The sequence below is a fragment of the Vibrio sp. D420a genome (genome assembly GCF_030248625.1).
Lineage (GTDB): Bacteria > Pseudomonadota > Gammaproteobacteria > Enterobacterales > Vibrionaceae > Vibrio > Vibrio fortis_A.
This window is the reverse complement of sequence record NZ_JAHGAN010000002.1, coordinates 190,966-216,382: the sequence shown is the minus strand read 5'-3', so window position 1 is coordinate 216,382 and position 25,417 is coordinate 190,966. Positions and strand designations below refer to the sequence as shown.

Annotated in this window: 21 protein-coding genes; 6 read left to right on the top strand and 15 right to left on the bottom strand. The window is 43.7% G+C overall.

Features of this window, described 5'->3' with window-relative positions; translation table 11 throughout:
* Positions 1–29: 29 nt before the first annotated feature.
* Positions 30–1,559, bottom strand: a complete 1,530-nt coding sequence (yfcC, locus tag KI743_RS01840) for a putative basic amino acid antiporter YfcC (protein WP_285464559.1) — start codon at positions 1,557–1,559, stop codon at positions 30–32.
* Between the two features lie 273 nt (positions 1,560–1,832).
* Between yfcC and KI743_RS01835 the strand changes: the two genes are divergently transcribed.
* On the top strand, positions 1,833–2,414 hold the full coding sequence (locus tag KI743_RS01835; protein ID WP_285464558.1) for a YceI family protein: 582 nt from the start codon (positions 1,833–1,835) through the stop codon (positions 2,412–2,414).
* 159 nt (positions 2,415–2,573) lie between these two features.
* On the opposite strand, the gene KI743_RS01830 is transcribed toward KI743_RS01835, so the two are convergent.
* The 3 genes from KI743_RS01830 to KI743_RS01820 all read right to left on the bottom strand — a co-directional run bounded on the left by KI743_RS01830 (position 2,574) and on the right by KI743_RS01820 (position 6,520).
* Positions 2,574–3,305 carry an SDR family oxidoreductase gene (locus tag KI743_RS01830; RefSeq protein WP_285464556.1) on the bottom strand — a complete coding sequence of 244 codons (732 nt, stop codon included), beginning with the start codon at positions 3,303–3,305 and terminating at the stop codon, positions 2,574–2,576.
* 339 nt (positions 3,306–3,644) lie between these two features.
* Positions 3,645–5,108 carry a lytic polysaccharide monooxygenase gene (locus tag KI743_RS01825; RefSeq protein WP_306416747.1) on the bottom strand — a complete coding sequence of 488 codons (1,464 nt, stop codon included), beginning with the start codon at positions 5,106–5,108 and terminating at the stop codon, positions 3,645–3,647.
* A gap of 503 nt (positions 5,109–5,611) precedes the next feature.
* A complete protein-coding gene (locus KI743_RS01820) occupies positions 5,612–6,520 on the bottom strand; it encodes a LysR family transcriptional regulator (protein ID WP_285465095.1) in 909 nt (302 codons plus the stop codon).
* 120 nt (positions 6,521–6,640) lie between these two features.
* Between KI743_RS01820 and KI743_RS01815 the strand changes: the two genes are divergently transcribed.
* The 4 genes from KI743_RS01815 to KI743_RS01800 all read left to right on the top strand — a co-directional run bounded on the left by KI743_RS01815 (position 6,641) and on the right by KI743_RS01800 (position 11,352).
* Positions 6,641–7,702, top strand: a complete 1,062-nt coding sequence (locus KI743_RS01815; RefSeq protein WP_285464551.1) for an HlyD family secretion protein — start codon at positions 6,641–6,643, stop codon at positions 7,700–7,702.
* A gap of 4 nt (positions 7,703–7,706) precedes the next feature.
* A complete protein-coding gene (locus KI743_RS01810; protein ID WP_285464549.1) occupies positions 7,707–9,263 on the top strand; it encodes a DHA2 family efflux MFS transporter permease subunit in 1,557 nt (518 codons plus the stop codon).
* A 173-nt stretch (positions 9,264–9,436) separates the two neighbouring features.
* The gene (locus KI743_RS01805) at positions 9,437–11,008 is read left to right on the top strand and encodes a response regulator (RefSeq protein ID WP_285464548.1); all 1,572 of its coding nucleotides are present in this window, start codon (positions 9,437–9,439) and stop codon (positions 11,006–11,008) included.
* 11 nt (positions 11,009–11,019) lie between these two features.
* Positions 11,020–11,352 (top strand): Hpt domain-containing protein, encoded by a 333-nt coding sequence (locus tag KI743_RS01800; protein WP_285464546.1) that lies wholly within the window; start codon positions 11,020–11,022, stop codon positions 11,350–11,352.
* A gap of 189 nt (positions 11,353–11,541) precedes the next feature.
* Here KI743_RS01800 and KI743_RS01795 read toward each other — a convergent pair whose 3' ends face one another.
* The 11 genes from KI743_RS01795 to KI743_RS01745 form a co-directional block, all read right to left on the bottom strand.
* Positions 11,542–12,831: a glycosyltransferase gene (locus KI743_RS01795; RefSeq protein ID WP_285464544.1), complete on the bottom strand. Its 1,290-nt coding sequence runs from the start codon at positions 12,829–12,831 to the stop codon at positions 11,542–11,544.
* Positions 12,832–12,910: 79 nt separating this feature from the next.
* Positions 12,911–13,702, bottom strand: a complete 792-nt coding sequence (locus KI743_RS01790) for a family 16 glycosylhydrolase (RefSeq protein WP_285464543.1) — start codon at positions 13,700–13,702, stop codon at positions 12,911–12,913.
* A 68-nt stretch (positions 13,703–13,770) separates the two neighbouring features.
* Positions 13,771–14,961, bottom strand: a complete 1,191-nt coding sequence (locus tag KI743_RS01785) for a hypothetical protein (protein WP_285464542.1) — start codon at positions 14,959–14,961, stop codon at positions 13,771–13,773.
* Positions 14,962–14,966: 5 nt separating this feature from the next.
* On the bottom strand, positions 14,967–16,349 hold the full coding sequence (locus KI743_RS01780) for a DUF3131 domain-containing protein (RefSeq protein ID WP_285464536.1): 1,383 nt from the start codon (positions 16,347–16,349) through the stop codon (positions 14,967–14,969).
* Between the two features lie 9 nt (positions 16,350–16,358).
* Positions 16,359–17,759: a DUF3131 domain-containing protein gene (locus tag KI743_RS01775; protein WP_152470520.1), complete on the bottom strand. Its 1,401-nt coding sequence runs from the start codon at positions 17,757–17,759 to the stop codon at positions 16,359–16,361.
* 33 nt (positions 17,760–17,792) lie between these two features.
* Positions 17,793–19,115, bottom strand: a complete 1,323-nt coding sequence (locus tag KI743_RS01770) for a DUF3131 domain-containing protein (RefSeq protein WP_285464532.1) — start codon at positions 19,113–19,115, stop codon at positions 17,793–17,795.
* A complete protein-coding gene (locus KI743_RS01765) occupies positions 19,105–20,961 on the bottom strand; it encodes a cellulose synthase catalytic subunit (protein ID WP_285464530.1) in 1,857 nt (618 codons plus the stop codon). The genes KI743_RS01770 and KI743_RS01765 overlap by 11 nt, the downstream gene beginning before the upstream one ends.
* A 53-nt stretch (positions 20,962–21,014) precedes the next feature.
* Positions 21,015–21,497, bottom strand: coding sequence for an ATP-binding protein (locus tag KI743_RS01760; RefSeq protein ID WP_285464528.1), 483 nt, complete (start codon positions 21,495–21,497; stop codon positions 21,015–21,017).
* Positions 21,498–21,512: 15 nt separating this feature from the next.
* Positions 21,513–22,637: an NDP-sugar synthase gene (locus KI743_RS01755; RefSeq protein WP_285464526.1), complete on the bottom strand. Its 1,125-nt coding sequence runs from the start codon at positions 22,635–22,637 to the stop codon at positions 21,513–21,515.
* A 15-nt stretch (positions 22,638–22,652) separates the two neighbouring features.
* Positions 22,653–22,985, bottom strand: coding sequence for an STAS domain-containing protein (locus KI743_RS01750; protein WP_150869501.1), 333 nt, complete (start codon positions 22,983–22,985; stop codon positions 22,653–22,655).
* The gene (locus tag KI743_RS01745) at positions 22,937–24,190 is read right to left on the bottom strand and encodes a PP2C family protein-serine/threonine phosphatase (RefSeq protein WP_285464522.1); all 1,254 of its coding nucleotides are present in this window, start codon (positions 24,188–24,190) and stop codon (positions 22,937–22,939) included. Before KI743_RS01745 ends, KI743_RS01750 begins: the two co-directional genes overlap by 49 nt.
* 191 nt (positions 24,191–24,381) lie before the next feature.
* Here KI743_RS01745 and KI743_RS01740 point away from each other — a divergent pair, with 191 nt between their 5' ends.
* Complete coding sequence (locus KI743_RS01740; protein ID WP_285464520.1) at positions 24,382–25,380, top strand: hypothetical protein; 999 nt, start codon at positions 24,382–24,384, stop codon at positions 25,378–25,380.
* The last annotated feature ends 37 nt before the right edge of the window (positions 25,381–25,417 follow it).

Sequence of the window (25,417 nt, the reverse complement as noted above, 5' to 3'; positions counted from 1 at the left end):
ATTCAGGGTCACGAATTACTATTTAGAGATTAAGCAAAGCCCATCAGGTGTGCTGCAATAACGACTACGCTTGCTAGTACAAACAGCAGGCCAATAAAGCGACCACAGAACTTAACCCATACACCCCAATCGATGCGACATACGCCCAGAGTTGCCATTAGAGAAGCAGACGTCGGTACGATGATATTAGTAAAGCCATCACCCAGTTGGAACGCCAGTACTGCAACTTGACGAGTGACACCTGCGATATCCGCCAACGGTGAAAGCAGAGGCATGGTTAGTGCTGCTTGACCAGAACCCGACGTCACGAAGAAGTTAAACACAGATTGGAAGACAAACATCAGCCAAGCTGCCATCACGTCTGGAAGACCACTAATAAAAGAACCTGCGCTATTTAGAATCGAGTTTAGTACGCTCGCTTCGCTACCAGAACCACCGCCTAAAATTAGAAGAACACCTTTCGCACAACCTACCAGTAGCGCAGGCGCTAGCATCATTCCTGCCCCCTCTTTAAACGCATCTGCTGCGTCATTAAGAGACATGCCGTTCAAACGGAAAATAGCGCCGATGATTGCCACGATAAAGCCCATAGTGAAGAATTGAGAAGCAATCTCTGGGATGTACCAAGCATGAACTACTACACCGTAAATAACCCAACCAGTAGTGCCCGCAACAGTTAGCATGACTAACGTATCAGCAAAAGACCATTTCGCAACAGGTTGATCATCTTGTTCTTGCTTACGGAAATGCTTGTCAGTTGCAAAGGTAAATGATGACTCTGGGTTCGCTTTAACTCGTGATGCATACAACATGGTGAAACCAATACCGACAACCGTAAAGCATGCCCACATCACCATACGGAAGGTCATGCCAGATAGTACAGGAATGCCAGCGATACCTTGCGCGATTGCTACTGAGAATGGATTCATCCAAGACGTTGCAAATCCGATTTGAGTCGCAACGTAAGTTACCATCACGGTAGTAATACTGTCGTAACCAAGTCGTACCATTAGTGGGGCAATGATAATCGCAAATGCGACCGCTTCTTCACCCATACCGAAGACTGCACCACCTAAAGAAAACAGTAGAAACAACACTGGTATAAACAGTGCTTCGCTGCCTTTAGTTCTATTGATTAGGTGAAGAATACCGTTATCAATGGTGCCTGTGCGAATAACAACGCCAAACGAGCCACCAATGATCAACATGAACATGATTACGCCAATTGCGCTACCCCACTTCGAGCCTGATACCAGACCTTCAAATGGGAAGTTCATTAGACCAATACCACCACCAGACGCGAAGAAGCCAACCGTGTTGTAGACGAGATCACCGTTTTCATCTGTTGCGTAGCTAAAAGAAGCAGGGTCGATAACGGTGCGCGTTTTTTCTGCACCATCAACAATGAAAGAGACGTCTTGGCTTTCAAAAGTACCAGCAGGAATGAAATAAGTCGCTGCTGCGGCAAAAATACCGATCAGGAAAATCAGGATCAGTGTATCTGGCAGTTGCCATGATTTAGTTTTCTCTAGAGAAGAGATAGAAGACACTTGAGACATAAAAAATTATTATTCAAAAAAGATGCATGAATTATCAATAAAAGCGTAAGTTACTTCAACCTAAATTTTCATCTTTAGTGAATTAATAATCTATATTTTGATCATAAATAAAAAATAATTACTATTTATGGGCAAATCTCAAGCATTAACAACCAATTAACCATATCAGCAACAAATCAATCACACCACTTTAATTCCCCCATCAAATGCAAAGATTATTTTTTGAACAATACTATTTATGTACATGCATAATCTCATTAATAGGAAGCAAACATGAATAAAATGATCACCTTGCTCTTGCTAGGATTAATGACCATCAGTTTTCCGTTACTGGCATCAGGACATTTCCAGGTAAACGAACAGCTCTCTACAGTTAACTTTGCTTCGATAAAGAAGCAGTATGTCGTTGAACCCGCTGTCATATCAGGCATAAGTGGTAAAATCGACGATAAAGGAGTCTTGGAGCTCACAATCCCACTTAACATGCTAGATACTGGCGTATCTATACGAAACGAAAGATTAAGAGCGATGTTCTTTGATGAAGAGAAGTTCCCATCGGTCAAGGTGACGGCATCGGTGCCTGAACAACTGATGGGTAATGAAAACCTCGCGATGCAGAAGATGCTTCCAGCGACAGTTGAACTCTACGGCCAGTCAAAAGAGCTCATTTTTACTGTAAACATCGTCAAATCGGGAAGCCATTTAATGGTGTCTACCGCCAAACCAACCGTTATTTCAGGCTTCGATTTCGGTATACCTGAAGAGAGCTTAAGCAGTGTGTCAAATACCGTGGGTGACATCGCACTGTCACCCAGCGTACCTGTGAATTTTTCACTAGTGTTAGAGAAACGCTAACTCTAAACTTCAAGGCTTGGGTAATCACATACTCCAAGCCGCTCTTAGAGGCTCGCTATAACGGTCACTGTTTTTTGGAGCTAAACGCAGCGAGATTTCAGTCTAGATGTTAGATGAGCCTTTCAACTGCGACTCATCATTTCCAATTTAGCGGAGTCATTAACGTCCACCAGCAATATCAATAAAAGTACCCGTAACATATGAGGCTTCGTCAGATAGCAACCATGCTATAGATTCCGCGACCTCTAACGGTGTTCCACCTCGCTTTAGTGGGATGTTAGGCGCTAAGCGCTCAACACGGTTAGGCTCTCCACCATCAGCGTGCATTTCTGTGTGAATGAAACCTGGTCTAACTCCATTAACTCGAATACCTTGCTCAGCTAACTCCAACGATAGACCTTTAGTTAACGAGTCCATTGCACCTTTGGAAGCGGCATAATCTATATACTCAAAAGGTGCCCCAATTCGAGAGGCAGCAGATGAGACATTGACGATTGCTCCCGGACCATCAATTTGATTGATGAATGCCTTACAACACAGAAAACAGCTTCCAATATTCGCAGCCATGACTTTGTTAAAACGCTCATAATCAATGTCCGCTAAGCGAGATTGAGTGAAAAGAACACCTGCATTGTTCACCAAATGCGTTACCTGCCCTAACTCTTGGTTTACTGCAAAAAACATAGCTTCCACTTCGGATTCGATAGAGGCATCCGCTTGAAAAACCATCGCACTGCCACCTTTCGCGACAATGTCTGCAACCACCGAATTTGCTGCACTGTGGTCTTTACGATAGTTAACACAAACACGGTAGCCTCTACTTGCTAGCAAAAGGGCTGTTGCTGCGCCAATACCACGCCCACCACCAGTGACAATTACTACTTTCTGCATCGTTTTTCCTTATCTTAATATTCCATTTGTGGAAATACATTGCATTGAGGACGTGAGTCCAATGCTTATTGGATTCTATGAGATTCCACTCATTACTTTGTAATACACCAGGCCAAACAAACCCGCGAACACTAAAACAGTAATCAAGATTTTTAACCAAAGAAACTTCATACCTACATCCACCTTTATTTTTGCTTTTATCTGGAAGTTGATGATATGCAAAAGAAATGTGGTGAACAAGGCGTGCTACACAAAGCTACTGGTTAGATCAAAAAAGCAGAGCCACTATTTGCGGCTCTGCTTCGTTCATTGGCTAATATTCGTTAATAGTTAACGCGATTAGTTAGCTGGGCGCCATACACCCCATTTATCTTTTGCGTAAGTCGCTTGCGGGTTATCACCACCTTGAATCCACCATTGTGCTTTCCAGTTTTGGTCTGCATAAGTCACAATCTCACCGCCAAGATAAGTTTTGGTCGCGCTCCAAGCATCGCCATCATCTGGATCTGGAGTCGGCGTTGGTGGCGGTGTTACTTCATCATCAGCAATCACTTCAAAGCTAAAGGTCTCTACACGCTCACTGTTAATTGCGTTTGCAGAGAAAGTCAGTGTTTCGTTTTGTGAAACAGATGTAGTATCAATCAGCACAGAAGCGGTTCCGTTATTCTCAATCGATACCGATGTGCCTGAGGTTTGAGTAAAGTTTGCTGGTTCTTCCGTTGCAATTACAACTTTATCACCTGCGTTAACCACTTTATCACTCTTAACAAGTTCATAGATGTCGCCCGCTAATGGCTCAACGTTACCATCACCATCTTTAATTAGCGTAAGTTCACCTGAAGCGCGGCTATCTCTTGAGTTAAAAAAGTTTCGTGACGGATCGTTTTGGAAATACATGTAGTGTTCCATTTCCGCATGCCAATCACCGATGAAGACTGCACCATCTTTAAACTCTTCATGCCAACCATTAATTTCAGATGCTAGTAGTCGTTCCCAATCATTAACGTTTGATGCATCGATCTTAATATCGAAGCTACGCGCTACGTCACCATTTTTATTGATAATGTCGTACTGGACAGTGTCACCAATAGCAGGTGTAGCAAAATCTGTTGGGATGTAAAGATCACCGCGAACGAGATCAGGTTGTGGGCCCGGCTCTGGTGGAGGCGTTTCACCATTAACAATCGTGATATCCGAACAGTTGTAGAAACCCTCGCCTGCCGCATCATCACGCTGCCAACGTACGAATAAAATAGCATCACCAGAACGGTCAGATGGAATAGTGACATCCATACGATACTTGCCACCATTAACCGGGACATTACCTTCGGTTTGAATTAGGTCTAAATCACTCCAAGCTAATGCTTTACTTAAATCAGCGTTAGGCTTAGTTAGGTAAAACTCCCAAAAAGATGGGTTGTGTGGTGCCGTCGCGTTAAATACAAACTCAAATGTGCCAGCATTTACTTCAGTACGAGTCCAACCGGTGTGAGGCGCTCCCATACCTTGTTTCTGTGAGTCATTTGCGTAACACAGTGTGCCGTCAGGAATGGCAGCACGAACAGCATTCATGTTGTTGAAATCAATGATATTTTTTGCGTATTCGTTGCGTTGAACAAAAGGGTAAGTACCAGAGATATCTTTAGCGTTCGCACAAGCTGCATTAGGTGGGCTACCTGACCAGATACCACCTTGTTCGTAACAGATATTTTGACGAGCGCTTGGAAACTCTGACCAACCGTGCGCGTGAGCAGTTGTAGACATACCTGAAAACAGGGCCATGCTTACTGCTAGCTTTAACATATTTTTATTTGCAGTCACTTTTTAACTCTCTACATTTATTATTTTACGTTTCTCATACGTGATAATTCAAAGCACCACTGCTTTAATCACGTTGGACTATTTTCGTTGCGAAAACTAAGAAAATAATAGTTATTCAAGAGCTCAATTAAAGACAAAGTTTTTTTGAAAGGAATTAAAGTCACAATTTTACATATTAAACACATTTCACCTGGATTTTATATAAAACCAACAACCACTTCAAAATCAATAAGTTAAATAAAAAACATCGATACTAATGGCAATTTAAACAAGTAAATTTAGTTATTAAAACCAACTCTATATATTTAAACCAATAATAAAACCCGTGTGATATTGTGCCCATTTGTTATTTAGATAAATCTAAATTAATAAAGCATAACATTATTGAGATTAATAATAACCAACAAACAAATAGGCAACAATTATCTATAACGTCAAATATATAAGTGTTAAAAACCTCGTTGAACAAATACCTAAATAGATCTTCAGTTCGCGTGATCTCTTCCACGACTAGCGGCATTTAAAAGGTAGTCGATGAACTCTTTCTTTCGCTTGGGCATCAGTTGCCTCTCGGCATAGACCAGGCTAACACTGACTCCCGGCATCTGATAGTCAGGAAGTAATTGAACCAATTTCCCTGAGTCAAAATGCTCCCGACAGATGAACTCTGGTAAGACTGCGATCCCCAAACCGTCAATACAGGCACTCAGGCATGCGGTCACGGTATTTACTCTTAGCTGAAATGGTAACTCAATCGGAACCTGCTCACCGTTGGGAGGAGTGATAGTCAGCTTTGGTACCCTTGCTGCTTTATTTGACACTTGAACCATCTTGTGTGGAGGAACCAGATCTTCATGTGAATCGATATTCCCAAATTTATCTAGATACTTGGGGCTGGAGACAATGACTCGCGTCGATGTTGCTAAGTACCGTGACACCAAACTTGAATCGACAAGCTCGCCAATCTGCGCATAGACATCGATCCCCTCGCCCACGATATCGACTTCACGGTTGGTTAATTCTAAATTCATCGTCACATTAGGGTATTCATGAAGGAATTGATGAATATAGGGTGCCAATACTTGCTGACCCAACTCCACAGGGAACACAACACGAAGCGGTCCCCGTATCAAATCTTGATTAGCTGTCACTTCCAGTTCTGCTTGATTCATGATTTCAAGCATCTGCAAACTCGATGTGTAGAAATGTTCACCTTCTGGCGTTAAAACCAAACTTCGAGTAGATCGCGTGATCAATCTCACACCTAAGTGCTGCTCTAACTCAGCCAACTTACGACTTACCGTGGATTTTGTCATATCCAAAACTTCGGCTGCGTGAGTGAAGCTTCCACACTCAACCACTTGTACAAAAACGGACACGGCGTTGAGATCCATCATTAACCTCTGCTTTTAATTAGTAAGATTTGTACAACAGTGCTTCTTATTTTTCCTATCTTATCAACCAATCGATTTCATTTACAATTCGTTACATCTATAAAAACGAGATCGAATAAAATGACTGATTCAACGCCAACAGCTCAAACAAAAAACAAGAAACGTAACAAGGCACCACTGATTGCAACCGCGATCATGTTAGCGCTGGGCCTTGGTGGCGGTAGTTACTGGTACGGCTATGGCCAATATTTTGAATCAACAGATAACGCCTACCTACAAGGCGACATCACTAACATTAGCCCAAAAGTATCGGGCTACATCGTCACTTCGCATGTGCATGACAACCAAATCGTCAACAAGGGCGACCTATTGGTTGAAATTGACGACCGTGATTATCAAACCGCACTATCCCAAGCCAATGCTCACCTCGCAGTTGTCGAAACAAGTGTGTCCAATCTATTGGCTCAAAAAGAACTTCAAAACAGTCAAATTCTACAAGCTGAAAGTCGCGTTGACTCGGCCAAAGCAGAATATGACCGTGCAATACAACAGACACAGCGCTCTCGCAGTTTGCTCACACGAAGCTATGCCTCTCAAGATGAGGTAGACAGTATGTTAGCCCAACAAAAAGTTGCCCTAGCAGCGCTTGAAGAAGCGAAGGCGAATCTTGTAGCAAGCCATGACCAGTTGACAGTTATCGACAGCGAAATTGACCAAGCAAAAGCTTCGGTAACAGAAGCGATCGCCCAACGCGATCAAGCTCAGCTTAACCTCGACTACACCAAAGTATATGCTCCCGCGTCAGGTGTAATTGGTAAACGAAGCGTCCGCGAAGGTCTTTTGGTACAAGCAGGTACGCCGTTAATGAGCTTAGTGCCAAACGGAGATATCTGGATTGAAGCCAACTTCAAAGAGACACAACTCAATGGTATTCACCAAGGTCAGAGCGTCGAAATTGAACTTGATGCATTCCCTGGCCAACCACTAGAAGGCAAAGTTGATAGCTTTTCACCAGCCACCGGCGCGAAGTTTGCTCTGCTTCCACCAGAGAATGCGACAGGTAACTTTACCAAGATTGTTCAACGCGTTCCTGTGAAGATCACCATACCCGATCAGAAGGAACTTAAAGGTCGCCTGCTACCTGGATTGTCTGTTGTAGCGACAATCGATACTCGAGGCTAAATCGATGAGTGAAGTTATCCCCTCCTCTACACCACGTGAACAGGAAAATGCTGAAGTGCCAACACGTCATTGGATCGCTCTGTTTGGCGGCCTAATCGGTGCGTTTATGGCGATCTTGGACATTCAGATCACCAACTCATCGCTCAAAGACATCCAAGGTGCACTCTCGGCAACGCTAGATGAGAGTTCATGGATCTCTACCTCCTACTTGGTTGCAGAGATGATTGCGATCCCACTTAGTGGTTGGCTATCTAAAGCACTCGGTAAACGTCGTTACCTTACATGGACGACTGCGATTTTTACGCTTTCATCATTACTCTGTTCGTTCTCTTGGAACATGACCTCAATGATCTTGTTTCGCGCAATGCAGGGTTTCAGTGGTGGTGCGTTGATCCCACTTGCGTTCTCACTGGTCATCCAACTTCTGCCTCTCAACAAACGGGCTGTCGGTATGGCACTCTTCGGTGTAACTGCGACGTTCGCGCCATCGATTGGCCCTACTTTTGGTGGATGGTTAACTGAGAACCTGTCGTGGCACTACATTTTCTACATCAACATTCCACCAGCGCTTTTGGTGATCACCATGATTCGCTATGGGCTCGATGATGAGAAACTCGACTTAGGTTCGCTGAAAAAAGCAGATTGGTTTGGTATTGCCACAATGGCACTCGGGCTTGGCTGTTTAGAGGTCGTGCTAGAAGAAGGCAATCGTGAAGAGTGGTTCAGCTCAAGCTTTATCGTAACGCTTGCCATCATATCTGCAGTCAGTTTGGTCTATTTCGTCATCAACGAATTGCAACATAAGAAGCCGCTAGTCAACTTGCGCTTACTAAAAGACCCGCAGTTCGCCATGTCTTGTATTGCCTATCTAATTTTAGGCATGGCACTGCTTGGCTCTATCTATGTGCTGCCGATGTATCTCACTCAGATACAGCAATATAACGCAATGGAAATTGGCGAAGTGCTTATGTGGATGGGTTTTCCACAACTGCTGATTTTTCCGTTGGTGCCAAAGCTTACCCAGATCATAAAACCTAAGTACCTCGTCACATTTGGTTTTGCGATGTTTGGCTTAAGTTGCTACGTGAATACCCATATGACCGTCGATTTTGGTGGTCAGCAGTTGATTCTTTCGATGGTTCTGCGCGCCATTGGTAGCCCGTTCATTATGGTGCCTTTATCACTCGTAGCCATGAAGAACATCAGTAAAATGGATACGCCTGACGCCTCTACACTTACCAATGTGATGCGAAATTTGGGTGGTGCGTTTAGTATCGCAATCATCGCGACGCTGTTAGACAATAAGACTCGTGAACATTTAGCACACATAAAAGAGTCTCTGCCTTCGGTTAGCCAACTGGGCTGGCAAACATTACAACAGCAACAAGCATTCTTCATCCAATCAGGTAGTGATGCAGCGACAGCCATGCAACAGGCACAAGCTAGCCTACTCGGCACAATGCAGCGTGACGCTGCTATCATGGCATACAATGACGTATTCTTAATGATGACTGCGTTTCTCGCCTTTGCATCATTTCTAATACTAAATATGAAGGACTAGTGACCTTTGCTCGTTCATGGATGAACGACCGCCGATAAAATGCGAATCATTTCGTATAATATTGATGATTACCAATGTCTTAAAACCATAAATCAACTTTTCCCCTCACTTGACATTATGCATCTAGACACCTAGATTCTAAATTAGGACAAAACGCTAGGATAGCTAGAACAATGACAATGAAGTTGCCACCCGATCTCAGCATTTTGATTGTCGATGATTCAAAGAGTGCCACCATACTTATAAAGCAGCAATTAGTTAGCCTTGGAATCTCGCACGACAAAATCTATATCGCCACGGACTACCGCCAAGCTATAAGAACCGTGGAAAGACACACCTTAGATGTACTCTTGATTGATTATCATCTAGAGCAAACATTTACGGGTTTCGAGCTGCTTGGCATCCTTTATCGCAAAAGATTGATTGATCATACCGTCGCCACGATTTTGCTGTCAGGCGACATGCGTCAGGAAACCGTGTTAACTGCCTTATCCGGTGAAGCGCATCATTTTATATCTAAGCCAATTAAGACTCCGATGCTTGGAGACAAAATCACTCTCGCGGTTAAGGAGTCCCAGCAAATAACACAGCAGAAACAGTACTATCCGATCGATACTCCCTCCGCATTACAGCAGGCGTTGTCTGTACCCAATACTCAAAAAAGTGTGCAGTACGAAGCGAGCCTAATCGAACACTTGATAGGCACTGAACAATGGGAACTATTGGCGTATGTGCTTCGAGAATCGACAACCAACATGCACCCAACAAAACTGGTGGCACAAGCCTTGGTACTCGATAGCCTCGGCAAGGCTCAGCAAGCAATCGACAAACTTCATAATTATCTTATTGCACGCCCTTTGTCTCTCAACGTGATCGACTGCTTGAGTTGTATTTACGAAAAACACAACATGCTGCTCCCAGCTTTAAAATTGGCTATTCGTGCATTTGAGCTCACGCCGAGTATTAGCCACCGTGCAATTAGAGCCATCGATCTTGCTGAGAATGCGGATAACACTCAAATCTTGATTAAGATGGGTCACATGTATGCAACCAACATCTCACCGGCGGATATCGATGTTATCAACTCTATTTCTAACTACTTTCATTCACTTCAGGTGGCTTACGAAAAAGAAGGTAGTATTGCCAATAAACGTACTCTGCTTGAACAGGCGAACCAATTCACTAATCAAGTGAATTTGAAGCTCACACAGCATCAACAGCAACAAGTGTTAGCCGCCTTGGCTGTTTTCCAGTGTCAAGTTTTGCATTTGGAGGGCAATCATCAGCTCGCTCATCAAAAGCTAATCAGAGCAGCGGCACTGCTTTGTCATGTTCTAAATGAAACCCCCACTGTTCTACTAAGCCAGTTACTTCCTTTGCTCAATATTTATGGTGAATACTCTTTGTACCAAGACCTAGGAGATCTCATTAAAGCGCGTGGGGAAGCGATTAATCAACTAGCGCTTGGCAGTGACACAAATCCAATAAATTGCATCAATATGGATAGCCTAGGGTCTGTACAACAGCTTAAAGACTACATTCACACTTATCCCTATTCAGTTGCTGCGAAACTTGACTATCTATTTGCCGTCAACAAAACTCAAACAGAAGAACAACTTACTAACGAATTCATGGCGCAATTACAACAATTGGAATTGCCTTATAAATGGAATCAATGGATTAGTGAATCTGTCAGGTCCGGTTTTTCTACCAAGCCACCTAGCCCACTTTCACTATGTAACTGACAGGAGTCTCTATGCTAGATTTTGATGCTTTAAACGCCTATTTGGATAATGATAAAGACGTAATCTTCGCGGTCCTATCTACTTATCAAGAAGACCACGCCAATTCTCTAGAAGAGATTCAAGCACTTGTCGCGCAACAAGATTGGGGGAAATTACACTTTACCGTGCATACGTTGAAAGGAATATTGGTCAGTTTTGGAGAAGAGACAGCAACCTCGGCACTAGAAAACGTAGAACAAAACGCACTCAAAGATCTTGCCCCATCAGATGATGATCTCGCGGTTATTTATAGTGAAGTAAAAGTCATTAACCAACAGATCGAAGAAGTACTCGCCGCCTACTAATTAAACATAACTAAGGTCTACTGATTTCTAAATCAATTCGGCTCTCGCTATATCGAGAGTCGATTTAGTTTATGCACCCTTAAACTTGGCACACCTTTACTAACTTCAATTATTGAAACTTATAATCGTAATCAAATAAAAAGGAGTAAGCATAAGCTCACTCCCCGATATGGTTACTTGAACCTATATTTATGCTGGCGCACTTGTTCGTGCATTCAAGGATTTAGCACTAGAGATCCAGTGTTGTACCGATTGTGGTGACATTACTTTCGGGTTACCTAAATCGCTATCTCCCGCCGAAGCTAACTCTGGAGGAAGTACATCAATAATCAGCTCGAGATCTTTATGTGAATTGATCTCCCGCGTAAACACATCTGCCATCTCTTCACTGTAAGAGCTCCCTCGTGCTTTCGCTGCCTTTACTAAGCCGTCAAGCAACACATACCATGTTGTCATAGGGCCTTGTGCGACGGATGCCGATTCGGCGGCTGAATCAATGAATGCGAATGGAACGGTAATGATTGGTTGGTTGAACTCCATTGCTGCGAAAATCCAATCCGTATCAAATGAGAAATCAAACACCGTCGGGTTTTCTAAAATTTTCTCCAAGATACCTCGACCATAAAGTTTGAACGCGGCTTGCGTATCTTTAATGCCACTATCAAATATTTGGGCTCCAATCATGCGCTGCATGTGACGTAACGTCTTAATACCAACTCCCCAGCGCTCTTCTTGTTTAACTAAAATCGAGTCTGCATGTTTGCGGTTACCTAGTACCACTTGTTTACCATCACGGCTGTATGGTGCCAGTGCTAAGCCTATTTGCCCCAAGTGAACCGAGTTATCGGCATCCGTATAAAGAACAGCATCAACGCCATCTTCCAGAGACTGTTCACAACCAAGGATGATGGCACCGCCTTTTCTTGAATCATCAGCACTCGCTAGGTTACGAAGCGCACCGGATGCAGCAGGCAACGCATCTTCTAGTTTAAGTACTTTGACCTTCGCTTGTGTACCCGCATCGTAGGTTTGTTTAATAGATCTAGCGATGTCTGCACTGCCATGTGGACACCCGTCATCGACCGCATACAAGGTCCAATCAACATTGGTCCCTTCTGTCACCCACTGAAGTTGTTCCACTTTCGTTCTAAGCGAGTCTTCGCCATGCTGATTATCTGCCGACTTGGGATTAAGGCGATTGTGCTCACCCCACATAGCGAATACCACACCAATTTTTATCGGCTGACAAATTGATTGTGTTTCTCTACGGGACTCAACGAGCTTCACCGCGAGTTGAAACTCAAGTGGTGCATTAAATTGAATTGAAAGATCTTTTAGGTCTTGGGTGGAGAGTTTATCCAGCTGCAGTAAACGGTCTGCTAGCCTAAGTAAACTTTGTTGATGTTGTGGCTCGGTCAAATCAAACTTTTCATTCGATTTGTTTAAGAGCTCAATAGCGGTAGACAAAGAAGTATCCATACATATTCCCTAGCGTGACGTTATTATGATCACTTAAAGCTTAGTATGCATATCTTTTCATATCAAAGTGATAACCGCTTTATTTTGTTGTACACCTCTCATTTTCTTTGAAGCTGAAGTTTCGGTATTTGGCGCGATACTCTCGAACTTTGTCTTCTCGGAATTTGCCCGCCCAGTTGGCGATCTCAGGATCGGTTGCCCAAATATTTGCCATTACCCTTAAATAAGAGCTTTCAGTGCTAGGTGTTGGATCATAAGGGCTATTGTTCACTCGCAACACTAACTGACCATCAATGAACCACTCGATACGATCTTCGCCCCAATAAATCCCATAGCGATGGAACGCCTTTGAAGCATCAAAACCTAGAAAAATGAGCGTTTCGTGAGAGTTTGTGTAGCTGTCATCATCGGTCCAAAAATTAAGTTGGACCATGTTGGTATTAGATCCCAAAAACTCGATATCTATCTCGTTGTGTTTACCACTTCCACCTTCTGGCTTGTCATAAGGCCCAGAGAACAAGAAAAAAGAACTCACCACGCCTGGCGCTCGTGCTGGCTTCATATCGATCTCATAACAGCCATAAGGAAAAAACTCATGGCTTCGTAACTCGCCCCCATAGAACGTCAGCTTGCCATCAGCATCACGTTCGTCATCCGGTGCTAATGTTAACGTCAGCCCCTTTTTATTAAAGGTCGCAGACTTCGCGTCCCATCGACTCAAAAACGGAAAACCATTTTCCCATCCATCTGATAGCCACCACCGACTCTCATCAAAAGTTCTTAAAGGGTCTTCGAAACTTTCCGCACTAACAAACGAGCTCGTCAAAGCCAAAGACACAGCTAACGCACAATAAGTTTTGGGTAATAGCATGATGAACTCGCTTATTCATTTACACACATAAATAAGCCTAATACATAAGATGAATTTTTCACCAATAATTACTGATTATCTTCTACTGGTGCAAAACTGCGCCTCTGAATAGCTTGAACTGCTGGTACTGGTGCTTGGCCTAAATTTCCCTTGGGAATGGCACTCGCAGGTGGTTCAGCTACCACAGGAGTTTCCGTCATAGCAGGCCCAATGCTTGTAGTAGCGACCTGTTGTGAAGAAGGTGAATTTAGCTCTTGGGTATTCGATACGTTTGTTTCAACGATGGCTTCTGGTGTACCAAGCGGAGTAATCACCGTCACACCGGTCTCGTTTGAAATTGTTGCATCACTACTTTCAGCACTATTCACATTAGTATTGCCAGACTTTAGTGGTGCAGAAGGTGCAGAAGACACTGTTTGCTGAGCTTGCTTCTGCGCTGTGGCTTGCGACACGACAGGTGTAATCGGCGAATGGAAACTGCCTTTGGTCGAGCTTACCTTACCACCACTAAATTGCTGTTGCGTGGTTCCTTCTGTTCCCTGAACAGATCCTTTCGGTGTCACTATTTGCCCTGTTAAATCTTGTTGTTCTTGAATAACACTTTTCTCGGTAACAGGGTTTTCAGTGGGTTCGACAATAAATGTCTGTTTATTGGAAAAGTCCTTATTGAGCATTAGTTTACTGTTGGGCGTATATTGTTTGAGCTGTTCACCAGACGATCTCGGTGCACTCGCGGTTGGTATTGTATTGGCTGGCTGCTTGCGAATCAGTCCTGCTGACGGAGATTCGTATCTAAAAAAGCTTAGTTTTTGCTCCCAAATATCAATTAACGAAGAAAATTGGATCCACGCATCATCCACGTATGCAGAGGGACCATCTGAATTCGTTGCGATAGAAAACTGAGCGTCAAATGCTTTATAGTCCACCTGTAATTGCTGGCGATATTGATTCCAATTGCTTCCCCCCATCAAAAAGTATCTAACGCTGTTCGACCAATACTCGTACGCGACAGGGTCTTCTACTTTCTCTGCCGCCATGGCTGCTAGCGCATCGGCCAATGCAGCCGTCTGCCACATTTCTTTGGTTCCAATCTGGCTCTCGAGACTAAGTGCCCGGTTGGCTTGTTGATGCATTAAGGTCGCCGCTTGCGAATAACGGCCTTGGGACAAAAGAAGCGTTGGTGTGCTTAGCAATTCAATGGAAGTTTGATTAAGCGCCCAAGTAGGAAAAGACACTGCAAACAAAATAAGTGTAATCAAGCGCCTCATCGGAATGTCTCCACCATACATTTGCCAGGATGATCAAAACGAGAATTAAACTTAACGTCGCGATACTCTTTCGATTTATTTGCTTTATAAAGTTTACCGCTCTGTTTATATAACAAAGCTTCTAGCACACCTGCATTGGTCTTCAAGCTGATGCTTTTCTCATAAGCGCTCGTAAGCTCATAGCGACCTTCATACCACCCTCTTTGTGGGTCGTAGAGCTCTTTCACTAACGTCATCAATCGGTCGGTATAATCGGTTTTCCACAGAGCCCACATTTGAAAAGCAACACGCGTTGACACCAGTGCTTTTTCATCGTGTGAAGAGCCGTCTTCCGCGAGTGTTATCCATGGCGTTCCTAAGCCATATATCGCATCGTAAACAAAATAAGGTTCACCAGTAACAACATGTTCACCTCGCGCTGTGTAGATTCGCTCATTGTCCCAACGAGCCTCTTGCACTTGGTAAATTGCGTCCGCCATTGCTGCTAACGTATTGTTGGTATGTTTCGAATCGCTTGACGTAGTGTCCCCGACTTTGTCCCAATTGAATTCAAGTCCCATCCACAAATAAGGTGTCGAGTAAATTGGACGTAGCACGTTGAACACTCGTGGGTCGCGACCATCAAAAATCAAGTCTATATCGTAGATGGTTGCTACGTCGTACGGCTCTATGTTCATCGCTTTTTCGGGCACAATCTGCCAGTCCAAATAACCGTAAGATGTGTACTCTTCTAACCCCAATCGGCCCTCTTTATAGCGAATTAATTGACCATCCTGAATCATGCCCCCATAGAGTTCACCATCCAGGCTAATCAACTCACAAAAGTTCCAACGCAATACTGCCTTGTCGACATACTCGGAGAATTCAGGGGAGTGTCGCTTAACAATAGCAAGGGCAATTAATAAGCGACCAACGTCGAGTGATGACCAACCAATATCCTGTGGTTGGTTACCATAGTTAACCATGTCGCCGCTTTGCGTGCTATATACCTTGTTAGGCGCATAACCGTAACTCAAATCCATTTCATTTAAGAAACTCAACACCAAAGTCAAACGCTCGTCGTATTGCTTATTTGAGATGAACTCAAACTCTCTCGCAGCAATAAGAGAGATAAGGTAGTCAGCTAGTCCGGCCATATTTGTGGTAGGAAAATTATCAATACTATTGACTAGACCCGTCGTGACTTGGGTATTGTTATCAATATATTTCCACGCCGTTTGTGCCCACATCAGCTCTTCTTCAGTCAAAGGGGCGTGACGACCTTGTCGAAACACTTGTGATTGACTGAATGAATCAACACCATTAGTCACACCTTGGTAAACCACACCGCAGCCGGATATAGATACCGATAACAGAAGTAAACTCCACTTCTTCAGCATTCAATAACCTTATTCTACAGGTTTGATCTTTTTACGAGGCAAGCACTGACCCTCATAACCGAATGGTGATTCCAGTGCTTTCTCCCACAAACTCGGTGCCAACTGGTCTTTATATTGAAGTAGCTTACCCTGTTTCTTATACAATAATATCTCTAATGTGATGCCGTTATTGTTAGAAGTGAAAGTGTTGATGAGGCCAGTACCATTCTCGAAGATACCCTCGTAGAAACCTTTTTCTCGATCATAGGCGGTAGAAACATGGTCAAACAAAAGATCGGTATAGTCGGTATCCCAAAGAACCCACATCCCCATTGCACCTTTAATGGCTACCGCAGAGAATTGTGGCAGGTATTCGCCAACCTCAGAGATGGTGTTCCATGCGAAACCATCCGTATAAATGGTGTCGTACACGAAATATGGCGCGCCGGCTAATTGGTGCTCGGTACGTGCTGTGATAATACCAGTTTGTTTATAACGTTCTTCCTGTACACGGTAGATTTGTAGAGCGAACTCTGCGATCCATTCATGTGAATAACTGGAATCATGGGGGCTTCGGTCTTCCACCAAATCCCAGCCCATTTCAATACCATCCAACACATAGCTTTCAGTTACAACGTAACTATGCGCTTTCAGTTTACGCGGGTCACGAGTATCGTACGGAACGTCATAACCGAATAGGTTAATCGTTGCGTAAGGTTCTGCCATCGCAGCTTGTGTAGTATCAAAACCCCACAATTCGAAACCTTTCGCTGCATACTCTTCATAACCAAGTCGCCCTTCTTGGAGGTATTGCACCTCTTTTCCAGGTTCAAGTAGCGCGCCAAACATGGTGCCGTTTTCGTCCACCACATTACAGTAGTTCCACCTCAGCATAACCGAATCGATACTGGTTGCGAATTCTGGGTAACGATTCTTAAGAATATAAAGCCAAATCATCAAACGACCTAAGTCGAGAGCTGAATACCCGATTTCACCCGGTTGGTTACCGTAGTCCACCTTGGCTGCGGTCTGGGTGTTATACGCCTTGTTAGGTAGCTCACCCATAAATAGGTCGAGTGTATTTAAAGTGGTCAAGAAGCGAACGAGTCGTCTATCAAACTCTTCTTTTTCGATAATCCCCAATTCATACGCACTGGTCATACCCGCGAGATAGGATGCCGCATCCCACCATGTCACCGATGGGTAGTTGTTTACCGCGTTTACCAATCCCGTCGACTCTTGGTAGTTATTTTCAAAGTACTTCCAAGCGATACGAGCCATATCCATCTCTTTCTCAGTCAACTCACCATGACGAGGTTTAGGGACAGTCCAGTGTGTATTTCGGTCAATAATGTCATCAGAGAATTGATTGTATTTACTACCGCAACCAACGATTGCAAGAGTGATCAAGCCAAGACTAATCGTTCGCATATAAATTCCTTCTTATTATTTTAATTCGCTGATTTACTTCAACTCACCAATCGTCAATAGAGGTCCATTCTCGATATAAGCCAATGACTCTAATACGATTCCGTTGGTGTTTGCTGTCACTGCTTTGTTAGTACGGCCATCAATTTCATAGCGACCTGAATACCAACCCTTGTCATCCGAATACAGAGTAGAAGCCTCATTGATCAGAACATCGGTGTAATCTGAATCATAAAGCGCGTACCAACCGAATGCGGCTTTGGTCGAAAGTGTTTTTAGATGTGATTGATCTTTACCGTCATCAGAGATGGCATTCCATTTTTCACCATCTGAGAATACGGTGTTGTAGACAAAGTATGGTGCCTCATCGACGTTATCTTCACTCACCGCGGTAACAATACCTGTGTCTTCATAGCGACGCTCTTGGGCTTGGAAAATGCGATGTGCAAATACCTTAGACACGCTGTCCGCACCAAACTCGATACCATCAAGAATGTAAGATTCACTTACTACATAGTTATGAGCGTGGAATTTTGAAGGGTCACGTTTATCAGTCGGAATTTCGATACCGTAAATATCAACCATGTCTAGGTAATCGATATATTTCATAGAGTTAAATACATCACGTCCCATCAAGGCTAATGATTTAGATGCGTACTCTTCGTAGCCGATACGACCTTCTTGTACCAGCTCCATAACACTCGCATCTGATGTAGGACGGGCACCGTACATATAACCATCGACCAACATTGCACTCACTTTCCAGTGGTTAAGGACGTCGTTTATCTGCTTATTAAATTGTGGGTACTGCCAAATCATAATGTTCATAGGAACAAGGATTCGACCGATATCGATCGCCGACCAACCAATACCATTTTCAACAGGTTTGTTAGCGTAATCCACCATCTCGAGCGTTTGCGTGTTGTAAGCTTTATTTGGTAATAACCCATCAACAAGAGGCAAACGCGCTAGAGTCGTCAATGCCTTTTCCATACGCAGCTCAAACTCTTCAGTTGAGATGATGTTGATCTTCTCTGCTGAAATGAGTCCCATTAGATAAGAAGCGGTATCCCACATGGTCGTTGATGGATAACCATCTACTGAATTCACCAAACCGGTATTTTCTTGGTAGTTGTTCTCGAAATACTGCCAAGCTACGTTAGCCCACTCGAACTCCTGTTCTGACAAAACCCGTGAAGACTTGAATGGGATGTCTTCTGGAATTTCAAAGGTAATATTTCCAAGTACTCTTCCCGATTCACGAGTCTCGATGCTGAAAGCAATAATAAGCGCTGTCGCTAAGCCCAAGATGAACACAATATGATGGCGAGCATTAACCATCGACTTTTTAAACCCCATACTTCAACTCCTCTGAATTGGTAGTTTCTTCACCTTCGCTTTCAGCTGGTGGTGTCCAGAATGCTGCAGCGATCATTCCCCACATCGCTAACATGTTATTTAGAATCCAAAATGTATTTAGAACGAGACCGCCCACAGAGTAATCTCCCCATGAACCGGTTGAATGACCAAACCACGCAAACAACAGACTAAACAGACTTAATCCGAAAACCATCGCTTGTGGTATTACTAACTTGAAGAAATTACCTGTTTGTCGCTCTTTCGGTGTTGTTGGGAAGCTGATCTTCCGCCCGCGTAACACTGTCCATAACGCCCGTAAGTTAACCGGGAAGAATGAAAGGAAGTTCGTCTTACCCTTATATCCCGCAACGCCCCAAGTACCTGTCATCATCGCCAACTCAGCTGTGATCACATAAGGTAAAAAGTGCAAATAGAATGTCACGTCATAGGCGCTTACTGGTGCAATTGAAGTAAGGAAGTAGATGATTGGACACGCTAAGAAAACAATATTCCAGATTGCTGACAAGTTAGACCAGAAACTCGCACCATACATCAGCTTCTGTTTAAAATTCAGACCTTTGCGAAAGATCGGATTATCGTTCATAAAGATATCAATCGATCCGCCAGAGTACTTAAATCGTTGTACTGTCCACGTTTGTAAATCTTGTGGAGAAAGCATTTTACTTTCCACATTTGGGTGCATTACCGAGCGCCAGTTACGCTCGCGGTCAGAGTGAAGTACGATCGACGTATAGAGGTCTTCAGATACGTGGAACTTGTAAGGTGTAAATTCCGTATCAAACAAGATTTCATCACGCAGGTTATCTGATACCGACTGTTCAACCTTCTTCTCTTTAGTTAAACGACGTATCTGCGCTTCAATTTCGTCTTGTTCTTTTGTGATCTGCTCTGCGTAAGCTCTTAACGCCGCTTCCATTACCGCTTCACGACGGTGGATTGAGCCTGCGCCACAACAGAATGAAGAGTTAACCCAGTTACGACGGCGTTGAATGACGTCGTAAAACATTTGTGGGTCGTTAACAAACGGGTCTTCGCCAAGTGTTACCGGACCATAGAATTTTTCTATGCCTGAACCGATAGGTTTTGCCCAAGTACCCATTTTTCTTTCAAGGAATTCAGGTAAGCGCTCGCCCTCAGGTAAGTCAAAAAACCATTGAGGTGTTTGAACCCAAGCAACTGTAGGATCTCTAAAGTAGCCAAGGGTATTTTCAAGAATAGTAGAGAACGGGCGCGTATCAGCGTCACAGATAACAACGAAGTCACCACTGGTGCGCTCCATTGCATTTCTCAGGTTGCCCGCCTTGAAGCCAACATTACCGTCACGAGTAATGTAGCCAACCCCCATTTCCTTAGCCATCGCTTCCATTTCTGGTCGCTTGCCATCATCAAGAATGAAGATTTTGATCGTGATATCATGCGGGTAAGTGATTTTCTGTGCGTCTAAAATACTCAGCTTAACCAGTTCAGGTTCTTCATCGTAACTGGGAAAGAACACATCAACACTGATTGGCCTGTCTTCTTCAGTGTCGAGACTACACTCCGAGATCTTATATGGTGGCGCTTTCTTAGGTTCGTCCTCAACTTTCCACAAGTTATAAGTGAACAGCATCGAACCAATAAAGGCACAAGACTCCGCAAATGCCAAAGGTAACGAAAACCACAATGCATCATAATTTAGAGCATACATCCAGCGCCAACCTAGGTACCAAATGCCGAGTGTTAAGTTACATGTTGCTAAATACTGATATAGAAGTTCTCTGGGAATACTATGAGGTACAGGCTCTGGTGGAACCCTGTGCTCAAATTTCTCAAAATAATTATCCATTTGTTCCTTTCCCTATTTTATTGACCTAGCCAGCTCTTGTTAGAATGTTCTAATCAGGGGGGACACACGTTTTCTATGAGGTCACTTTCCTCAAGTTCTTTGGTCATCATGAAGCAGTTTTCTCCATCTTCTACACGTAGCTTAATGTCATCCATCAGCGCAGAGACAATCATGAATCCTCTTCCAGACGTTGCCCAAGTAGTGTCGTCATCAGGATCCATATCAACAAACTCGTTGGACAAAGCTTTTTCCAATTGAGTTTGTGTCATAGGTTCGCCTCTATCGATGATGTCGATACAGATGGTCTTTGTTTCTGAGTCTTCATTCAGATTGCACTTTACTTTGACTGGTTTGCCTTCTTGTTCGCTATACGCATGTATGTAAGTGTTATTCACCATCTCGACCACACACAGCTCTAACTGAGTGGCTAACACGGGAGAAATGCCTATACCAGACCAATAATCGTTTAGCTCTACTGCGACTTGTCGCGAAGTCTCCAAAGAACTTTTGTAAGCTTGTTCGAATACGTCTAACATCGGCACACTCCTCTGCTACATACCATTCAACATGTCAGATACACGATTGTGCGCGGCATAGGTTCTCAGATTGCACCAGTCCAAGTCGTGGTTCTGTTCGCCATCATGCCCAATACAGTACTGACCAAAGATGGTTTGATGCTTAATATGACAACCTTCCTTGATATGGATGTTATCGAAGATAAGTGACTCTTCGACCACTGCTTTTTCATCCAACTGACAATTGGCTCCGATAAGCGCAGGACCGATAACTTTCGCATTCGGGTCGACTTTACATCCGCTACCTATTACAACGGGAGGCTGAAGATTACAGTTATTCACGTCAACAACCGTATTGATCCCGACCCACACCCCAGCTTTCACTTGGGTGCCAGGAATACGATAACCGGGAACTTTTCCTTCTAAGATATCTTTGGTCACACTCCAGATATCCGTAATGTTGCCTACATCGAGCCATTGGAAATTCATTTCAACCGCATAAAACGGGACGTGTTTCTCTACCAACATTGGGAACAGCTCACTACCAATATCGTATTCACCCTCTTTCGGAATGTAGTCAAAGATCGCAGGCTCAAAGATGTAGATACCCGTGTTAATCTGCGTAGAGAGAGCTTCTTCTTTTGATGGCTTTTCTTGGAAGCTGGTGACTAGCCCTTTTTCGTCCGCAACGACAACGCCGTATTTTTCAACTTCATCTAAGATGACACTTTTAGTAATGATGGTTGCGATACCACCATTCTTCTTATGTTTGCGAACGGCTTCTGTAAGATCCAAATCGATCCAAGCATCGCCACAAACAACTACAAAAGTTTCATCAAAGAAGCCAGAAAACTGCTGAATCTTTTGCATTCCACCAGCAGAACCGAGCGCTTTGCTCTGGTATTGCCCATCAACACACTCCCCTTCGTAAGAGTAAGAAAGTTGAACGTCGAAGTGGTGTCCATCGCCGAAATAGCCTTCGATAACTTCCGCAAGGTGACTAGTATTAATCACAATCTTATTGATATTGTGTTGTGAAAAGAGCTCAATCATAGATTCCATTACCGGCTTGCCTAGAATTGGAATCATTGGCTTAGGCAGCGACTGAGTGATTGGCTTCACTCGTGTACCTTTCCCTGCCGCTAAGATCATTCCTTTCATTTCACGTCCCCCCTTTTACACAGCCGTTGCGAGTGCTTCGTCGACACTGGTATACGTCTTGATTAGCCTATCCATACGCGTAAGTTTAAACAGGTCTTGCACCGGCTTCTGTGCGTTAGCAACCGCGATTTTTTTGTCACGAAGCATTTTGTACACGCCCATTACCGCACCTAAGCCACTGCTATCCATAAACTTAACGTTGCTGATATCAAGCACTACGTTTGGTGATAGCTCCGGAGTAAGTGTCTCTAAAACTTCTCTAAACTGGGGTGCTAATTTGGCGTCAAATCGCTCTTCGTTTACTTGAAGAACTGTGCTGTTGCCTTGTTGACTAATTTCATATCGCATTGAGCGTCTCCTTCTTGAGGACCTTTCCATTCCGCCACTAGAACACTGACGTCGTCGTCAAAACAGTCTGACTTCGTCCAGTCTCTAACGTTATTTACTAGTAATTCGGTTTGTTGTTGAATCGGGTATTGATTCAGTTGTTCGATCGCATTACGCAAGCCTTCTTCAGAGTACTGCTCGTCTCCGTTATCTGCTTCTGTAATACCGTCTGAGTAAAACCAGATTTTATCGCCTGGTTCGAGTTGAATTTGTGCAGCTTGGTATTCCACATCATCAAAGGCCCCAACAACAAAGTTATCGTGACCAATCAGTTCTGCATTTCCTTGGTTGCCGTGGTACCAAACTAAAGGTGGATGACCGGCGCAGCAGTAAGACATAAGGCCTGTTTTTATGTTTAGTACGGCATAAATCATTGTGAAGTAAAGGATATTGGCATCACTACTCATGTACATTTCATTGAGTTTAGATACCACATCAGCAGGCGCGCACACTGTTGATGTATCACCATCGTTTTTCAGAACCACCGAAGAACTGCCGTTCTGAACCGATAAGCTGGTTTGCACTGAGAACGACATAAGAGCCGAAGAGACACCATGACCCGCGACGTCGAACAGATAAAAGGCTACATGATCAGTATCAAGCTGCATGTAACCCAACATATCGCCCCCCACCTGAGCGCTAGGAATTGAGATATAGCTAAGCTCAACACAGCTGAAATGTTTAGTTTTGGGCAGGATTTGTCGAATCAATTCGCTGGCAGAATCAAGGTCACGCTTGATCGTTTCGTAGGCTTGATCCAATTTAGTATTTTTGTCGACAACTTCATTGTGAAGCGCCAGAGTTCGAAAGCCTGCGCGGATTCGCGCATCGAGTTCATCTATTGAGGTTTTCTTATCAATGAAATCATCCGCGCCTGCGTCAATACCATTGATGATGGACGCTTCATCGCCCTTTGAAGAGAGAAGCACAAAGAAAATGTAACGGTTATAGTTTTTGGACTTAAGCTCGCTGCACAGCTCTACTCCACTCATACCTGGCATCATCCAATCGCTCAGTACAAGCTGAATATCGTTGTTATCCGCTAACATCTGCAAAGCGGCTTCACCACCAGTTGCAGTATGTACTTGATAACCACGCTTTTTTAAAACCGAACTCATATAAACCAATATGGTTCGGTTATCATCAACAAGCAGAATATCCTTCATTCTTTACCCTAAGCCTTTTATGACGTTCTTATCACACTTCTGCCAATTATGATTTTGGCTTTGGTTCACGTGCTTTATTACTTTAGATTAGACTCAACTCATTGCTTTGCAAATTGTTTCTTATATATTTGTTATACTTAAGTTAACGTTGTGCGGTATTTAACACAATTACAGGGAGTGAATTGTTAGAAATGACAGTAATGATTCAGCGCAGATTACTTATCGGTATTGTTCTATTGTCGAATAGTGCATGGGCTGACAGTTTTCTGGCAAACACTGCTCCTCATGCTCCCCCTCCTCAAGAGAGTGCGACGTTATCAAGTGTTGGTAATCAACCCTCTGCACCTAAAGTACCAACCGATGACGAAATAGATGAAATTTGGAAGGGAGTATCAAGCTCATTTGCCTTTCCTTTTCAGGATTGGGAAGACAGAGAACTCTTTGATGGTTTGAGCGGCAATGTCGGTTATCACCAACCTTTGGCTGAAACCGAATCAGCCAACATTCCAGCAGGCAGTACTCAAGGGCCAACCAACCTCAATAAAACCCTAACCCTTTCGCTAAAATACACAATTGCTGGCGCTTGGTTTGTGTCTGGTACGGTTTATCACTATCTAGATAGCGATCAACAACAAGCATGGAATCCGGACTTCACCTACGTGTTTGGTTACAGTGATTGGCGTCCTTATACACTAAGTTTGGTCTATGCGAACTATGGCGGGAACAGATTTAATCCCGATCCTGGACAAAATCGAACAGAGTTTAAGCAAGGAACTTGGTCGCTTGGTTGGAAGTTCCCCATCAAATCGCCTTTCGTCGATCTATTCAGATTTACTGACGACGGAGCCATAGGTTGTCAAATTGACTATAACTTCACACCTGAGTATTTCAATCTTGCGACAACCGAATACAAAAACAACCACCAAACCTTGAGTCTAGGTTGTAAATACTCAATTTGGGGCAACTGGTATGTCAATGGCACCGCGTTTTACTATTTTGACAAACAGCAACAACAGCCCTGGAACCCAGATTATACCTACGGTTTCGGTTATTTTGACTGGCGACCGGGTACCATCACTTTGCAATATAACAATTATTCTGGGAATCGCTGGAACTCTTCTGACAGAGGTGAAGGTACGGGTCGTTTCAAAGATGGCTCAATCACCCTAGCATACAGTTTTGCTTTCTAAATTTTTTCGACCATTAGTTGTTGATTTCATTCATTTT

Coding starts and splice junctions, on each gene's coding strand:
- yfcC (WP_285464559.1), bottom strand. CDS start 1,559: ATGTCTCAAGTGTCTTCTATCTCTTCTCTAGAGAAAACTAAATCATGG.
- KI743_RS01815 (WP_285464551.1), top strand. CDS start 6,641: ATGACTGATTCAACGCCAACAGCTCAAACAAAAAACAAGAAACGTAAC.
- KI743_RS01780 (WP_285464536.1), bottom strand. CDS start 16,349: ATGCTGAAGAAGTGGAGTTTACTTCTGTTATCGGTATCTATATCCGGC.
- KI743_RS01745 (WP_285464522.1), bottom strand. CDS start 24,190: ATGAAGGATATTCTGCTTGTTGATGATAACCGAACCATATTGGTTTAT.
- KI743_RS01835 (WP_285464558.1), top strand. CDS start 1,833: ATGAATAAAATGATCACCTTGCTCTTGCTAGGATTAATGACCATCAGT.
- KI743_RS01740 (WP_285464520.1), top strand. CDS start 24,382: ATGACAGTAATGATTCAGCGCAGATTACTTATCGGTATTGTTCTATTG.
- KI743_RS01810 (WP_285464549.1), top strand. CDS start 7,707: ATGAGTGAAGTTATCCCCTCCTCTACACCACGTGAACAGGAAAATGCT.
- KI743_RS01830 (WP_285464556.1), bottom strand. CDS start 3,305: ATGCAGAAAGTAGTAATTGTCACTGGTGGTGGGCGTGGTATTGGCGCA.
- KI743_RS01760 (WP_285464528.1), bottom strand. CDS start 21,497: ATGTTAGACGTATTCGAACAAGCTTACAAAAGTTCTTTGGAGACTTCG.
- KI743_RS01770 (WP_285464532.1), bottom strand. CDS start 19,115: ATGGGGTTTAAAAAGTCGATGGTTAATGCTCGCCATCATATTGTGTTC.
- KI743_RS01755 (WP_285464526.1), bottom strand. CDS start 22,637: ATGAAAGGAATGATCTTAGCGGCAGGGAAAGGTACACGAGTGAAGCCA.
- KI743_RS01800 (WP_285464546.1), top strand. CDS start 11,020: ATGCTAGATTTTGATGCTTTAAACGCCTATTTGGATAATGATAAAGAC.
- KI743_RS01820 (WP_285465095.1), bottom strand. CDS start 6,520: ATGGATCTCAACGCCGTGTCCGTTTTTGTACAAGTGGTTGAGTGTGGA.
- KI743_RS01795 (WP_285464544.1), bottom strand. CDS start 12,831: ATGGATACTTCTTTGTCTACCGCTATTGAGCTCTTAAACAAATCGAAT.
- KI743_RS01775 (WP_152470520.1), bottom strand. CDS start 17,759: ATGCGAACGATTAGTCTTGGCTTGATCACTCTTGCAATCGTTGGTTGC.
- KI743_RS01750 (WP_150869501.1), bottom strand. CDS start 22,985: ATGCGATATGAAATTAGTCAACAAGGCAACAGCACAGTTCTTCAAGTA.
- KI743_RS01825 (WP_306416747.1), bottom strand. CDS start 5,108: ATGTTAAAGCTAGCAGTAAGCATGGCCCTGTTTTCAGGTATGTCTACA.
- KI743_RS01790 (WP_285464543.1), bottom strand. CDS start 13,702: ATGCTATTACCCAAAACTTATTGTGCGTTAGCTGTGTCTTTGGCTTTG.
- KI743_RS01765 (WP_285464530.1), bottom strand. CDS start 20,961: ATGGATAATTATTTTGAGAAATTTGAGCACAGGGTTCCACCAGAGCCT.
- KI743_RS01805 (WP_285464548.1), top strand. CDS start 9,437: ATGACAATGAAGTTGCCACCCGATCTCAGCATTTTGATTGTCGATGAT.